General features: G+C 41.2%; 12 protein-coding genes. 3 read left to right on the top strand and 9 right to left on the bottom strand.

The genetic code is table 11. The features are described from left to right. Positions 1-224 precede the first annotated feature (224 nt). From ACXAFE_RS06045 to ACXAFE_RS06030, 4 genes are all read right to left on the bottom strand, one after another. The gene (locus ACXAFE_RS06045; protein ID WP_475150043.1) at positions 225-2,876 is read right to left on the bottom strand and encodes an ATP-binding protein; all 2,652 of its coding nucleotides are present in this window, start codon (positions 2,874-2,876) and stop codon (positions 225-227) included. A gap of 21 nt (positions 2,877-2,897) precedes the next feature. Next, positions 2,898-5,129 carry a TonB-dependent receptor gene (locus ACXAFE_RS06040; RefSeq protein ID WP_475150040.1) on the bottom strand — a complete coding sequence of 744 codons (2,232 nt, stop codon included), beginning with the start codon at positions 5,127-5,129 and terminating at the stop codon, positions 2,898-2,900. Between the two features lie 73 nt (positions 5,130-5,202). Beyond that, positions 5,203-5,475, bottom strand: coding sequence for an acylphosphatase (locus tag ACXAFE_RS06035; RefSeq protein WP_010560305.1), 273 nt, complete (start codon positions 5,473-5,475; stop codon positions 5,203-5,205). A 36-nt stretch (positions 5,476-5,511) separates the two neighbouring features. Then, on the bottom strand, positions 5,512-6,123 hold the full coding sequence (locus ACXAFE_RS06030; protein ID WP_475150035.1) for a dienelactone hydrolase family protein: 612 nt from the start codon (positions 6,121-6,123) through the stop codon (positions 5,512-5,514). Positions 6,124-6,219: 96 nt separating this feature from the next. Here ACXAFE_RS06030 and ACXAFE_RS06025 point away from each other — a divergent pair, with 96 nt between their 5' ends. Further along, entirely contained in the window at positions 6,220-7,410 is a 1,191-nt protein-coding gene (locus ACXAFE_RS06025; protein ID WP_475150032.1) for a class I SAM-dependent methyltransferase, read from the top strand. 58 nt (positions 7,411-7,468) lie between these two features. On the opposite strand, the gene ACXAFE_RS06020 is transcribed toward ACXAFE_RS06025, so the two are convergent. The 4 genes from ACXAFE_RS06020 to ACXAFE_RS06005 all read right to left on the bottom strand — a co-directional run bounded on the left by ACXAFE_RS06020 (position 7,469) and on the right by ACXAFE_RS06005 (position 13,313). Next, on the bottom strand, positions 7,469-7,738 hold the full coding sequence (locus ACXAFE_RS06020; protein WP_475150030.1) for a hypothetical protein: 270 nt from the start codon (positions 7,736-7,738) through the stop codon (positions 7,469-7,471). Positions 7,739-7,901: 163 nt separating this feature from the next. Then, positions 7,902-8,198, bottom strand: a complete 297-nt coding sequence (locus ACXAFE_RS06015) for a PilZ domain-containing protein (protein ID WP_010560309.1) — start codon at positions 8,196-8,198, stop codon at positions 7,902-7,904. Positions 8,199-8,290: 92 nt separating this feature from the next. After that, positions 8,291-12,184, bottom strand: a complete 3,894-nt coding sequence (gene hrpA / locus ACXAFE_RS06010) for an ATP-dependent RNA helicase HrpA (RefSeq protein ID WP_475153591.1) — start codon at positions 12,182-12,184, stop codon at positions 8,291-8,293. 112 nt (positions 12,185-12,296) lie between these two features. After that, positions 12,297-13,313, bottom strand: a complete 1,017-nt coding sequence (locus ACXAFE_RS06005) for an isoaspartyl peptidase/L-asparaginase family protein (RefSeq protein ID WP_475150022.1) — start codon at positions 13,311-13,313, stop codon at positions 12,297-12,299. A 418-nt stretch (positions 13,314-13,731) separates the two neighbouring features. Between ACXAFE_RS06005 and ACXAFE_RS06000 the strand changes: the two genes are divergently transcribed. Next, complete coding sequence (locus tag ACXAFE_RS06000) at positions 13,732-14,046, top strand: TraR/DksA family transcriptional regulator (RefSeq protein ID WP_054979455.1); 315 nt, start codon at positions 13,732-13,734, stop codon at positions 14,044-14,046. 12 nt (positions 14,047-14,058) lie between these two features. Beyond that, entirely contained in the window at positions 14,059-14,307 is a 249-nt protein-coding gene (locus tag ACXAFE_RS05995; RefSeq protein ID WP_475150013.1) for an HP1242/YdcH family protein, read from the top strand. Between the two features lie 63 nt (positions 14,308-14,370). Here the strand turns inward: ACXAFE_RS05995 and ACXAFE_RS05990 are convergent, their stop codons facing one another. After that, the gene (locus ACXAFE_RS05990) at positions 14,371-15,081 is read right to left on the bottom strand and encodes a SapC family protein (protein ID WP_475150011.1); all 711 of its coding nucleotides are present in this window, start codon (positions 15,079-15,081) and stop codon (positions 14,371-14,373) included. Between the last annotated feature and the right edge of the window lie 27 nt (positions 15,082-15,108).

Genomic DNA, 15,108 nt, shown 5'->3' with positions numbered 1-15,108 from the left:
GAGTATGTGTTCAGAAATTGCGCTGGGTAAATTCAAACGCTGTTAGCAAAATATTTACCCGCTAGCATGAACAGCTATTCAAGTAAATTGGTATAAAATACACATTAAAAAAACCGCCAACTGGCGGTTTTTTTGTATCTCAACAATTTAATAGGCAAAACACCTAAAACGGTAATTACATACCTAGAATAAAGTTAAACTGGTTAAACATAAATCGGTAAAATTTAACTGACCTGTTTAATCGAACGCATAAATGATTGATAAGACGAGCTAATATCTTTTTGTGATTGTGATTTCAAGGCACCTTCTAAACCTTTCGCCATTTGACCCAACTCATCAAAGCCAAACATACCTGCCGCGCCATAAATTGCATGGCACAGTTTAGCCAGTTCTTTATTATCACCCAAACAAAATAGGTGCTCAGCAAGGGCTTTTTGTTCCATTAAGTTATTAATAAATTGCAAACGCATAATTTTTAAGTCTTGCTCTGGAATGGCTGCTACTTCTATTGGAATACCGGTATACTTGCTCAATTTTTCATAAAACTCGGTTTGGTCAATGGGTTTGGCGATATGATCATCAAAACCTACTGATAAATAGTGTTTAATTTCATCTGTCATAGCATTAGCAGTAAGTGCCAAAATCGGGCACGATACACCGGTAGAGCGCATTAATTCATGGGCTTCAATTCCATCCATCACTGGCATTTGAATATCTAACAAAATAATATCAAACTCATCGGTAAAGGTGGCATCAACTGCCAGTGCACCATTTTCAACACACGTAACCTGAAATCCTAAATTCTCAAGCATTCGAGATATAAACAAACGATTATCAGGATGATCTTCTGCCAGCAAAATACTGCCTTCGAGTTTTTTAACCTCGCCAGTTTGTTTTTTCTTGGTATTCGCTTCTTGCGTGACTTGGTATGAATCAAGCCATTTGGTTTCTGTGGTTGTATAACATGGCAGAGTAAAACTGAATTTAGATCCTTTACCTGGTTTGCTCGAGACGTTAATTAAGCCACCCAAGCGCTCAATTAAGTTTTTGGAAATATGTAAACCTAAACCAGTGCCACCATATTGTCGTGTGGTCGATATATCGCCCTGATGAAATGGCGTAAATAACTTTTTAACGGCCTGTTCATCCATGCCAATACCCGTATCAACAATGGTAATTTTCAGGTCGTCCTCTTCCATTTCAACCTTAATACTGACACTGCCTTTTTTGGTAAATTTAACTGAGTTACTGGCTAGGTTAAGCAAAACTTGGCGCAACCTAACCGGATCTGACATGATGGTGTTAGGCAGCGGAAAATGATAGTCGATGTTAAATTCCAGACCTTTATCACGCACTTGGCGCCCCAAAATTGAACCCACCTCGGAAAGTAACTGGAAGATATTCGTTGGCACTTGCTCAATGGTAAGTTTGTTTGCTTCAATCTTAGAGACATCAAGAATGTCATTAATTAGGCTTAGTAAGTGTCGGCTGTTCTTTTGGATGACTTTAAGCGCATGACGCTGCTCGTTTGGCGTTAACGTGTTATCACTGTTTAAGGTATCCACATAGCCTAAAATAGAAGTCATTGGCGTACGAATTTCATGACTCATATTGGCTAAGAAGCGTGATTTTGCCTGATTTGCGTCTTTAAGCTCATCGGTCAATACTTCCAGAGCGATGGTACGTTCACGTACTTTTAGTTCTAGGTTTTGACTTAAATCGATATTTTGCTGATTTATTAAACGCAATTTATCAGCCACCGCAAACGCCAATAACAAGGCATCTAACGTGGTGCCAATTAAGCCGTACAAGTAAAAGTTTGCGTTAACATCGCCTAATAACCCCAAGTTATTTAAATTGCCCACCATATTCGGCAGAAGCATTGCAATGTAAGCCAAAATAAAATAACGGGCTGGTTTAAAACCATGTTGCCAACTAAGTAACCCAGACGCCATGCCAATCACCATCATTGTTCCGGTAACGAGCGTGGCCCAAATAAAACCAAACCCTGGCATAAACAAACTTATGGGAATGCCGGCGAGTGCGCCATAACCAATCCATAAAGCGACTTTCGCCAATTGGGGAAAGCGTTCATCCAGTCGTAAAAACGGAATAAAAAACAGTGCATTGGTAAGCGGTAGTAAAATAAAGCCCAACCAATGAACAGACGCAGTATTAACATTAAATAGCTGCTGTGGAATTAAAAAGAAATGACTCCACGCGAATACCCACGACGCGGTAAATAATGCATAGTACAAGTGCATTTTTTCTCGCGACACAAAGTAAATCAGTAAGTTATATAACCCAAGCGCTAAACCAATGCCAAAACAAAGCAGCATTATGGTTGAATTTACAGTTGCTCGCTGTTCAAACTTGGAGGCGTGACTAACCGTTACTTTTGGCGCAGTGTAAAAGTAGTTACTGGTGATGCGCATAATCACCATATATTGCTCATCTTGTTTTAAGTGAACACGATTGGCAAAATGAAATGGCACATTTAATGGATAATTAGCGCCCGAATACGTCGTTTGTACGCCATCTTTGGCAAAAACCCGCACCTCAATGTCATCTGCCATAAAGTTTGACGGCGCAAATACATAATCGCCAGTAGCGAGTTGATTATCAATTGAAAGCGCATACCACACTTCATCGCCAAATATATTAGGTCGTTTTACGGCTTGTGCTTTGTGTTGCCAAGTGAGGGATTCTTGAAAGCTCAGCGGAAAGCTTAGAGGTTGCGAGTTATCAATTTGCACCGCGTGGGTTAATACATTAGCGCCGAGTTGTTCTTCAGACAGAACCGTTGCTGAGGCCAAAATTGGACTCAGCAAGCACCAACAAATCAGTAAAAAGTATATCCCACGTGTTCTGATCATCTACTGCTTTCCGAACATGAATTAAAATTGATAACGCAGATTTACGCCATATTGACGGCCTTCGGCTTTAAAATCTTCGAGCATGCCTAAAAATGAGCTCAGGTCGAACTTTAAGTGACTGTACTCTTCACCTGTTAGGTTTTTGCCCCACAGATTAACATGCCAATTTGCGATGCGATACGATACGTTTGCATGCCACAACAATACATCATCCTGCATCGCAAACGCATTCATGTTCTGGTCAAAGTAATATTCCGACTGGTAATCGTTGCCGATGCCAAACGTAAGTTCGCTTTTATCAAAGTTAATACGGTAATTTACGTTGCTTGAAATATTCCATTCTGATGTAAATGGTAAACGGTTATCGGTAAGCTGGTTACCAAGTGGGTCGGTATATTCGTCAAATTCTGCATGAGGCAAGTAACCAATATTAAGCACGATATCTAAATCGCTGCCGACAAACCACGTATTTTCAACTTCCACACCATAGATTGTTGATGAAGCGACATTTTCTAATAGCTGTAACGGCGGCGCATTAGGAGTAGCACTTGCCTGATTCATAAACACTTGCTGATCTTGATAATCATAATGGAACGCTGCTGCTGAAATTTTCCACGCATTATCAAATAACTCTGTACGCAGGCCCAATTCATTCGCAATCAAATATTCAGGACCATATGCAGCTAGCTTTGCCTGCTCTTCGGTGGCAATAAAGCCGCCATAGTATCCGCCGCTTTTATAACCATTAGAAAGTGAATAATAAAATTGTGTGCCGTTTAATGTTTGATAATTAAGCGCTAACTTTCCTGATAACTGCTCATCGCTTTCATCACCAGACACGCTATAGTAATCAATTGTTTGGCCAAGTAAATCACTTGGGTCGAGCACAAGGTTTAAATCGCTATCGGATTCATATTTAACCGTTTCATCGGTATACCGCGTGCCAAGCACCACGGTAAATTGCGAATTGACTTGCCAATCAAACTGGGCAAACAAGGCTGCAGATTCAACGTTAATGGTATTATCATAAAAGAAGGTCGTCGTTAAACTAGGATCAAGCACGCCACGTAGGTCACGCAGAATGTCATTGAAGTTATTTTGTTTAATATCTTCATGTAAGTAAAATAAGCCCGCCATTAGATGCCCAACATCGAACTTTGACGATACACGAATTTCCTGACTAAACGCATCATCTTTGGTACCCAAATGGCCTTCACATAGCTGGGCTGGACTTCCGTCACAATTAAAACCATGATCGCGGTTGAGGGAGTTATATGCTGTAATGCTAGTGAGTTGAGTTACATCGTTAAATTGGTAATTAAGTTTTAGCGACGCACCTATATTTTCAGTATCGTGTTCTTGCTCATTATTCACCATAACATCGAAAAAATTTTCACTGCCATCGTTAAAACCAAACGCATCAAAGCAGCTATTTGAGCCAAGTTCGTCTTTACTACACAAAGAACCATCGGCAGGATTTTTAAATATGCCAATAGAACCAACTGGATTTACTCGGCCATCCCAGTCATTGCCATTGATTTTGAACAGCATATCGAAGTTATCCCATTGCCCATAAACAGCAATACGATAATCGGTTTGCACCATATTCGCTTGTTCTGATTCAGGAAGTAAGTTATTGGTAGAATAATCATATTCTTTTGAGCTCACCGCTACTCGCGCCGCGATTGAATCGCTTAACGGAAGATTCGCCACACCTTCAAGCAAACCAAAGTTTAGATTACCTCGCCCTACTTTTATGTAGCCATCTAAATCATTTAGCTCGGGCAACTTGTTACGCACTAATATAGCCCCACCGGTACTATTGCGGCCAAATAAGGTACCTTGCGGTCCGCGCAGCACTTCTACGCTTTCGATATCAAATAAGTTAACCAATTGATTATTGGCAGCACCCACTGATACGTCATCTTGATAAATCGCAATAGGCGATGTATTTGATGTGTTGTAATCAATTAAGCCAACGCCACGGATATTCACCGCGGGCGTTGTACCCTCTGCCGCATTTTGGGAAATTTTAACGTTTGGGATTAAATGACCGATGGCGGTGATATCTTTTAACTGTTCCGCATTAATCTGCTCACCATCTATTCTCGATAAGGTTACACTTACTTGTTTAATCGGTTGTGCACGTTTTGTGGCATAGACCTCAATCACCTCCATATCACTTTTAGTTGATTGAGCAACCGAAGGGGCGCAGGCAAGCGCGCAGGCAACATAAAGTAGGCGTAGTTTCATACGTGAGAGCATTCTTTTGTTAGTTATAAATGTAAGTATAATCAGTGAATTGCAAAGGTACTAATTTTTTTCGCTACTGAACCTCAAAGCCATTAAACTGTTTTGTTTGAATATAATCCCACGACACCTTTTCCACTTCAGCTTTACTTGGCCCTTGCTCTAAAAACTCAGTGAACTTAATAAGTTTTAAGTCTTGGCCAGTCGCTTCAACTTCTACTTCACCATTAGCAAGGTTTTTTGCATAGCCACTAATACCTAATTGCTCTGCAACTTGCTTGACTGACGCGCGATAAAAAACCCCTTGTACGCGCCCTGCGACAATAGCTTTTAAGGTTCGCTCTGACATATTCACACCAATTTAATAGCAACTGTTTAAACAAACTTAGTCGGTCACTCTAGTATTGCCAAATTTTTCATAATAATTCGCAAAACTGTCACCTTCAACAGCGTCAACACTTTGTAAAAGACAGGCTATCGCCTGCTCTCTTGCCGAGTGATTAAACTGCAGCGAATCTGGATTTACAAAGCCATGGCGATATGGCGCGCGATAAAGAGAAAGCGCAGTTTTTGGCAACAAGGCATCAATTATTTGGTTTTGATCAAAATGCACTTCGTAATGTGCGAACACAATATGCCAAGGCACAACAGGCTGCACTTCAATATAGTGTCGGATCTGTCCGGGGTAAAAAGCAATTGCTTTTTTAAGCGATGGCAACACGTGTTGTCCCGCCCAAACTGCCGCGCCGCCAGCACTAAAACCAAGGGCGATGTCAATTTCATCCGCATTTTTCAAACTTTTTAAACGTGAAAGGTAGTTATCCATACCACCTGATTGTAAAAAATACAGATAGGCGTCTGATTCATTCGCAAATGCTGGGGGGTTATGCTCGTATGGGGAAAGAGACGTAACTGAATGATGTGACGCTAAGCGTTCACAAAGTGCCATATGTGATGGGGTTTCACCAAAAATATCTGTGGCAATAAGAATCTTCATAGCAATTGTCGATTAGCAAAAGCGTATTCTACTTGTAAGCACCTACGAGGTTAACTAAAATAACGACCTTTTTTACCTGCAACAACCGGAGCCATTATGTCTGGGGTTATTTATCTTCAACCAGGGCGTGAAAAGTCGTTAAAGCGCAAACACCCTTGGATTTTTTCTAAAGCCATTAAAAAAGTTAAGGGCAACCCGGGCTTAGGTGACACCGTTAGCGTTTACGATGCAGATGGTAAATTTTTAGCAATTGCTGCTTACAGTCCGCAATCACAAATTCGCGCACGTGTTTGGTCGTTTGATGAGAACACCATTGTCGATACAGACTTTTTCTATAACCGATTAAAGCAAGCCCTTAGTTTACGCGATTATGTTATTGAAGAAGGCGGGCTAACCGGTTTTAGATTGTGTGCCGCAGAATCAGACGGCCTACCAGGCATCACCATCGACAAGTTTGATAACTACTTAGTATGCCAGTTACTAAGTGCCGGTGCCGAACGCCACAAAGGCGAATTAGTACAAGCACTAATTAAATTATTCCCAGGTTGTAACGTATATGAACGTTCTGACGTTGATGTACGCAAAAAAGAAGGCTTGGAGCCAATTACTGGCGTATTACACGGTAATGCACCAACCGAGCCGGTTAAAATAATGGAAAATGGCTTGGCGTTGGAAGTGGATATTTTAGGCGGTCACAAAACTGGTTTTTACTTAGACCAACGCGATAGTCGTAATGCGCTGAGTCGTTTCTCTAAAGATAAAAACGTACTTAACTGCTTTAGCTATACAGGCACATTTAGTCTGTACGCATTAAAAGCAGGCTGCGAAAAAGTGACTAATGTCGATGTATCTGAAAGTGCACTTGCCATTGCCAAACGCAATGTCGAACATAACAACCTTGATTTATCTAAAGTAGATTTTATCAAACAAGATGTTTTCAAATTGCTGCGTGAATACCGTGAAAACGGAGTGAAATTCGACACGATTGTGATGGATCCACCTAAGTTTGCAGACAGCAAAGCACAATTGACCGGTGCATGCCGTGGTTATAAAGATATCAATATGATTGCCATGCAAATTTTAAAACCAGGTGGCACGTTATTAACCTTCTCATGCTCTGGTTTAATGGAACAGAATTTATTCCAAAAAGTGGTTGCCGATGCGGCATTAGATGCGGGCCGAGAGCTGCGTATCATGGAACGATTAAATCAAGCACCAGATCACCCAATTGCGGGGGAATACCCTGAAGGATTCTACCTTAAAGGCCTTATCTGTAAGGTATTATAAAGACTTAAACTGTCAGATTCAGGTTATTGCATCTGACAGTTCTTTTTAAGTTTCAAATTTAACAGTCGCCGCCACCGCCAGAACAATCACCGCCACTTGAACCACTGCCACTACCGAGAAATCCACCGCCACTAAAGCTAGTTCCATTGGTCCCACTTCTAGAGTTACTAAGACCAGATGAAAGAAGTGATGCTTTAATTAAAGTGGCAATAATCAAGATCACAAAAATAATCGGGCACACTATCGCTTGCAAGTTCGATTCAGAATACACGTCGGTAAAATACCCAGATGCGACTAGGCCTAGTACTATCATTATCCATGACCACATACACATATCCTTTTTGCTAAAATCAAAACTAGGTTGCCGCCCTTAGCGCGTTATGTCAACACTAAATTCTTTATATTCAATAAAGTAAAGCTTAGGTCTAGTATATAGCTAGTTTTATTTCAGGTAGATTTTGCCATTAAAAAAGGAGCATCATGCTCCTTTTTTAATTAATTTCCAGTACTTCTAAACCCAGCAAATATTCTTGATCTTCTATTTCGCTGCAGCGCACCACAGTTGCTAGTGCATCAAGTGCCGGTACACTGTTATTGGTGGCATCGATACGTACTTTTACTTGCGTACTTACCTCTAATGGCTCATCGATTTCAATTGCCATTCCCGTAGCACTTAAATCTCGGCATACACCATCAATTTTACGGCCAGCTTCTGAGTCTAAAATTACTAGCTGTGCTTCGGCATTTACTAACATGCGAAAAAAATTACGCTTGTCTTCATACAACATTAGATTTCCCCTAAACTTCCTGTCGCAGGTTTATTATTACCACAGCAAATGCCGATTTCCAATAACAAAAAATTTACATTTGCTTGTGATATTTATTCGCCACTACTCTCTTTGATTGCATTTTGTATGCGCTTCAACGAGATAGGATACGCCGTACCTAAATTCTGTGCAAACATTGAAATGCGCAGTTCTTCAATCATCCAGCGTACTTCCTCAAGTTTCTGTTTTTCACTGTTTGAACGCGCTTTACCAAGTGCATCGCTAAGTAGCTTTTGTGCTTTTTCCACATCCAACATTTTAAGTTTATCTTGATGCGGGTCAATCGGCAGTTTTTCTAATCGTCGCTCAATGCCTTTTAAGTAGCGGATCACATCTTTGATACGCTTGGCGCCGTGACGCGTGACAAAGCCTTTAAAAATAAGCAGTGATAACTGCTCCTTGATATCACCTTGCGCCAAGATCATAGTGAGATCGGTTTTACCTTTTAGCTTTTTATTTAAGCCACTAACAAGGCTAAGTGCCGCTTCAACATCAAGTGCAATCGCAACAACGGCATCCCCCAACTCACCACGAATGGTTTCTTTAATCTCGGCAAACGATTGCTCATCGCGTACAGCGCTGCTCGCAGCCAAAATGTCATCAACTGCAGCAGCAATACAATCGTCAATCAGCTCGTTAATTTTACCAAACGGATTAAAATAAAGGCCTAACTTAGCCTTGTTTGGCAGTTTTTGCTGTAAATATTTAATCGGCGATGGAATATTTAGTAACACTAAACGGCGTAAGCCTTTTAAGTGTGCATTATCTGCTTTGTCTTTAGCATCAAACAATTTAATGCTTGTGGACTTTCCTTCATCTACTAAAGCTGGGTATGCCTTAACCTCATACTGGCCTTGTTTTTGTACGTAAGATGCGGGTAATTCACCAAATGACCATTCAATTAAGTTACTTTGTTCTATGCCTTTTTCAGCTACTTTGGCAAGATTGTCACTGACTTTGCCTTTCAGTTTTTCTTTAAGCTCAGTTAAGTCGAAACCACTTGCAAGCAATTTATTTTTATCATCTCTAATGGCAAACTGAAGTTTCAAATGACTTGGCAACGCAGAATAATCCCACTCTTGCGCTTTAATCGTGATACCTGACATACGCAATAATTGCTTACTGATTGCTTCAATAAAACTGCCCTGCATAGGCTCAAGCGACGCCATTACGGCATCAGCGTAATTAGGTGCTGGCACAAAATTACGACGTGTTGTTTTCGGTAACGATTTAATTAAGGCGGTTATTAGCTCATGACGAAACGCCGGAATATGCCAATCAAAACCCGTATCTTCCACTTGGTTTAACAGCGCTAATGGCACTTGCACCACGACACCATCCAATGCTTGCCCCGGCTCAAAGTGATACTCTAACGGGAAGAACAAGTTGCCTTGCTGCCAAACATCAGGGTAATTGTCTTTGCTAATATGAGCCGCATCATGTTGCATTAACGCCGCTTTATCCATATGCAGGTATTTTGGCTCGGTTTTCTTTTTGCTCTTCCACCAAGTATTAAATTCAATGCGACTGGTGATGTTATCTGGCAATCGTTGATGGTAAAAGTCCATCAAGGTTTCTTCATCGACTAAAATATCGCGGCGGCGTGCTTTGTGCTCAAGATCTTGTACTTCATCAATTAGCTTTTGATTAAAGTTTAAAAAGCTTTCACTTTGACCAAGCTGTTGTTCAACCAACGCACTGCGAATAAAAATTTCTCGGCTTAACTTGGCGTCTACTTTATTAAATTGCACGCTTTTACGTGAAACAATGGTTAAGCCATAAAGAGTTTGCTGTTCAAACGCCATTACCGCGCCCGCTTTCTTTTGCCAGTGCGGTTCACTGTAACTGCGATTAACCAAATGCTGTGCAAGTGGTGCGACCCATGCAAGATCTATCTTGGCATTGATACGGGCAAAGAGTTTACTGGTTTCAACAAGCTCTGCAGCCACCAACCATTTCGGTGATTTTTTGAAAAGACCTGAGCCTGGGAATACAAAGAACTTACTTTGACGCGCACCTATGTATTGCTGATTTTCATCTTTCATACCAATATGGCTGAGCATACCTGCCAAAATTGATTTATGAATTGCTTCATAATCGCTTGGGTTTTGATTCATTTTAAAACCCATTTCTTCACATGTTGATACCAGTTGATAAACAATGTCTTGCCATTCACGCACACGCATATAAGCAAGGAATTCGTTTTGGCAAAGCTTTCTAAATTGGCTGCGCGACAACGCTTGTTGTTGCTCTTCTAAATAACGCCATAAGTTTAAAAAGCCAATAAAATCAGAATCTTTGTCCGCAAAGCGGCTATGGCTTTCTTGTGCTTTGGCTTTTTTATCTTGCGGAAATTCTCGTGGGTCTTGAATTGATAACGCCGCCACAATCACAATCGCTTCGAACATGGTGTCGAAATCTTTCGCTGCGTGCACAATTTTTGCTAACCGTGGGTCAACTGGTAAGCGGCTTAATTCGCGCCCTGCTTTAGTAAGCTTATAATCTTTCTTTCGTGTAACCGGTGTAATAGCCTGAATTTCTTCAAGTAAGCGAAGACCATCGGTAATATTACGGTTATCTGGTGCTTGCACAAATGGGAATTTCGCAATATCGCCTAAGCCAAGTGCTAACATTTGCAAAATAACCGACGCTAGATTTGTGCGCAGAATTTCAGGGTCCGTAAATTCAGGGCGGCCCAAAAAGTCTTCTTCTGAATAAAGGCGAATACAAATACCTTCCGCCACACGACCACATCGCCCTTTGCGCTGATTGGCACTGGCCTGCGAAATTGCTTCAATTGGTAAACGTTGTACCTTAGTACGATAGCTGTATCGGCTAATACGTGCCGTACCAGGATCGATAACATAACGAATGCCCGGAACCGTAAGTGACGTTTCAGCAACGTTAGTAGACAATACAATGCGACGGCCCGAATGCGAGGCAAAAATACGGTTTTGCTCAGCATTTGAAAGGCGCGCATAAAGTGGCAGCACTTCGGTATTTGCAAGGCCGCGTTTTGCGAGCGCATCGGCAGTATCGCGAATTTCACGCTCACCATTCATAAAAATAAGAATATCGCCTGGCCCAGCTTGCATTAGCTCATCAACCGCGTCAAAAATGCCTTGCAGTTGATCGCCCTCTGCTTCCATCTCTGTTTTGTCGATTTCCGTTAACGGACGATAACGCACTTCAACTGGGTAAGTGCGGCCCGATACTTCAATAATTGGCGCATTGTTAAAATGCTTTGAAAATCGCTCGGGATCGATGGTTGCCGAGGTGATAATCAGTTTTAAATCGGGGCGTTTAGGTAACAGGTTTTTCAAATAACCTAAAATAAAGTCGATATTTAAACTGCGTTCGTGCGCTTCATCGATAATGATGGTGTCGTACTGGTTTAAAAATCTATCTTGTTGAATTTCCGCGAGCAACACACCATCAGTCATCAGCTTCAAATAGCTTGAGTTAGAAACCTGATCACTAAAGCGAATTTTAAAACCCACTTTATCACCTATGGTAGTGCCAATTTCCTCAGCAACACGGGCGGCAACACTGCGCGCCGCTAATCGGCGTGGTTGGGTATGACCAATTAAACCTGCAACACCTCGGCCAAGCTCTAAACAAATTTTTGGTAACTGAGTGGTTTTACCTGAACCAGTTTCACCCGCGACAATCACCACCTGATTTTCGCTAATGGCTTTTTTAATATCGTCTTTTTTCTGACTAACTGGGAGGTTTTCTGGATAACTCACCTTTGGCAGTTGCTTTAAACGTAACTCCCTCAGCTCGATGCTTTTTTCAATGTCTTTTGTAATTGTGGTAAGCACCTTCACTTGTTTAGCTTCATCATTTATTTTTTTCACACCATCGAGGCGGCGTTTGAAGAAAAACTGATCTTTCTTAAGACAATTTTTTAAGAGTGAATAGAGCTGCTGTTGTGGATTAGCCATAGATAGAATAAAGCGGAATTTCAAAAGGCCAATAATAACAAATTGATTGTCATAAAATAAGGGAAGCATTGCGCTTCCCTTATTTTAATTTTATTCAACGAAAAAATCGCCGTTATTCGTCTTTAAAAATTGCCACATAGGTAGGCTGATTTGCCTGTTTTGACGCGCGATACATGCCTTTAGTATTAAATGGCAGACTAATATTACCTTTACTATCAACAATAATTACGCCACCTGTGTCCCCTATTGGTTTAAGTACATCATGAATTACTTCATCACCCGCTTGCTGAATGGTTTTGCCTTGATACTGCACACGAGCACAGATATCAGACGCGACACTGTAACGGATGAAATATTCTCCATGGCCAGTGGCAGACACCGCGCATGAACGGTTATCGGCAAAGGTGCCCGCACCTATAACAGGCGAATCACCAATACGACCAAAGCGTTTTGCCGTCATACCGCCGGTTGACGTACCAGCAGCCAAGTTTCCGTGTTTATCTAACGCCACAGCGCCGACTGTGCCCATTTTATATTGCTCAGGCAGTGCACGATGATTTGCTTGGTAGTTCTCTGTTTTATTGAGTTTCTTTTTAGCACGCTCTAATGCTTTATAACGGTGCTCGGTGTCGAACACACTGTTATTAACTAAGCTCATTCCATTTTTCTTCGCAAACTGTTCTGCGCCATTGCCGCTTAGCATCACGTGTACAGACTCTTCCATCACTAAACGTGCTAAATCAATTGGGTTTTTAATGTGCTTTACACCTGCTACGGCGCCCGCTTGACGGTCGCGTCCATCCATAATTGATGCATCAAGTTCATGGTGCCCATCATAAGTGTAAACAGCACCAACGCCGGCGTTAAAAAATGGCGAATTTTCTAAGATATTAATGGCTGTAGTGACCGCGGTTAAGCTCTCACCACCGTTTTCAAGCACTTTATAACCTGCTTCTACCGCTTCTTGCAGTTTAGCGCGATACGCTGCTTCCTTTTCAGGGGTAAATTTACTTTTGTCTATCGTGCCTGCTCCACCGTGAATGGCGATTGAGAAAGGCTGTTCACTTGATGCAAACACGCTAGTAGATAAAAACGCTGTTAAAAGCACAGTTGCGAGTCGTTTGTTCATTATCGTTTTCCTTTTGTTTTTAGAGCGTGTTGATCTTTGTGGTCTAAATTCTGTTCAAATCCAAAGCTTTTTGATCGCGACGATGCTTTGTAGTCCTAGTGGGCTAAGTCAAGAAGCAACAACAAAGAACAAAACGCTTTGGGTTAAACCTGTTAGGCAGCGCTTGTTTGGCGTTTATACTGTGTTATCGCTCATTTATGTAAATAACTACACTACAATCGCTCTGCCTCGTCTAAATGCCAAACAAACTGCTGCAGAAATAGACAGCAAAGGTCAACACGCTCTAGTCAATTTGCAAGGCAAACGCTTCGATTTCAAGCATTTTCGATGAACAGCACAAAGGCGTTATTTTTTTGCGCTAGATCAACGCAATCCCATCCGAGCAGCGTAGATTAATAATTAAAGAATAGGAGGCGTTATGAACAAAAACGCAATTTTAATCGAGCTTAAAGAAAAACAAATCGAACTCAATAAACGCATCAATGCGATTGGTTCAGATTTTAAAAAAGGTCGCTCGCAAGACTTTGCAGAGCAAGCGACAGAGAGTGAAAACGACCAAGTGCTCGATGGCATTCGCCATGAGGCAAAATTGGAATTACAACAAGTAAATGCCGCTATTTCGCGCTTAGAAAACAATAATTATGGCATTTGTAGACAATGTGAGAGCGAAATATCACGCGAGCGTTTACATGCATTACCCTATGTTCAAACTTGTATCAACTGTGCACAATAAGGAATAAAACCCATGTTTATTGAAAAACACGACATGCATCATGAGTTTCCAGAGTTTAATGAAGAAATTCGCGAATTAAAAATGACTAATGCGCACTTTTCTAAATTATTTAAGGAATACCACGATCTTGATCACGAAGTGATCCGCATTGAAGAAGGCGTTGAAAATACGTCTGACGCATACCTCGAAAAACAAAAAATACGTCGTTTACATCTAAAAGACGAGCTGTACGCGATGCTGAAAACACATAAAGAAAATTAACAAACAGCAAACACAAAAAAAGCGCCAATTGGCGCTTTTTTTACTTAACGTTTAGCCGTTAAATTAAGCATCTTGCTCTGCTTTAAGACGTGCAAGACGATTTACTTGAGGCATTGATGTTAAGAACGAGTAGATTGGTGGCAAATAACCACGCTTACGAAGCTCTAGGAACTCCTCATCAGCCATCTCGTTTAGCTTTTTCTCATCGATTAGGTAGATACCATTGATATCACGCTTCTCGCCTTTAATTTCAAGTGTTAGTGTTTGCGGGATAAGCAGCTCTTTATCAGCTAGGAACTTAGTGAACGCAGCAGTAACTTGTGAGAATTCAACAAACGCAATTAAACCTTCTTTACGACGCTTAAGGTAATCTGTTTCTTCACCTTTTTCATCGAAAAGTGCATTACCCTCTTCTTTGTTTACAAGGTCGCTAGATTCGTTGATACCAACAAATAATTGGTCTTCGTTTTCTGGGTTCTTGCTCAGTACTAACGGGTAACGCGTAAGTGCGTGTGGAAGGTAAGCACCCTGCCATTTGCCATCTTTAACAAATAGGTTCTCACCAGGCTCAAGACCTAACATTGCAACTGGCTGGAATTCTTCAGTTTCGTTGTTTTTTACAAATACAATTGGGTATTCGTTAGCTACACGTGCAAACTCGTGTGCCACAACTGGTACTAAATGTTGGTCTTTAACTAGGTCTGTGTTGAAACCGTTTTTAATTTTAACGTCTTTATGTTCAACATTATGAAGTGGCTTTACTACGTCCGTCATCTTACTGCTCCAGTGGAATTCTAATAA

The organism is Pseudoalteromonas sp. ABV4_021, assembly GCF_056159365.1.
This window is presented reverse-complemented; position numbering and strand designations above follow the sequence as displayed.

What these genes read in the sequence shown, in the direction of transcription:
- ACXAFE_RS06045 (WP_475150043.1), bottom strand. Translation starts at nt 2,876, where the DNA reads ATGATCAGAACACGTGGGATATACTTTTTACTGATTTGTTGGTGCTTG.
- ACXAFE_RS06040 (WP_475150040.1), bottom strand. Translation starts at nt 5,129, where the DNA reads ATGAAACTACGCCTACTTTATGTTGCCTGCGCGCTTGCCTGCGCCCCT.
- ACXAFE_RS06035 (WP_010560305.1), bottom strand. Translation starts at nt 5,475, where the DNA reads ATGTCAGAGCGAACCTTAAAAGCTATTGTCGCAGGGCGCGTACAAGGG.
- ACXAFE_RS06030 (WP_475150035.1), bottom strand. Translation starts at nt 6,123, where the DNA reads ATGAAGATTCTTATTGCCACAGATATTTTTGGTGAAACCCCATCACAT.
- ACXAFE_RS06025 (WP_475150032.1), top strand. Translation starts at nt 6,220, where the DNA reads ATGTCTGGGGTTATTTATCTTCAACCAGGGCGTGAAAAGTCGTTAAAG.
- ACXAFE_RS06020 (WP_475150030.1), bottom strand. Translation starts at nt 7,738, where the DNA reads ATGTGGTCATGGATAATGATAGTACTAGGCCTAGTCGCATCTGGGTAT.
- ACXAFE_RS06015 (WP_010560309.1), bottom strand. Translation starts at nt 8,198, where the DNA reads ATGTTGTATGAAGACAAGCGTAATTTTTTTCGCATGTTAGTAAATGCC.
- hrpA (WP_475153591.1), bottom strand. Translation starts at nt 12,184, where the DNA reads ATGGCTAATCCACAACAGCAGCTCTATTCACTCTTAAAAAATTGTCTT.
- ACXAFE_RS06005 (WP_475150022.1), bottom strand. Translation starts at nt 13,313, where the DNA reads ATGAACAAACGACTCGCAACTGTGCTTTTAACAGCGTTTTTATCTACT.
- ACXAFE_RS06000 (WP_054979455.1), top strand. Translation starts at nt 13,732, where the DNA reads ATGAACAAAAACGCAATTTTAATCGAGCTTAAAGAAAAACAAATCGAA.
- ACXAFE_RS05995 (WP_475150013.1), top strand. Translation starts at nt 14,059, where the DNA reads ATGTTTATTGAAAAACACGACATGCATCATGAGTTTCCAGAGTTTAAT.
- ACXAFE_RS05990 (WP_475150011.1), bottom strand. Translation starts at nt 15,081, where the DNA reads ATGACGGACGTAGTAAAGCCACTTCATAATGTTGAACATAAAGACGTT.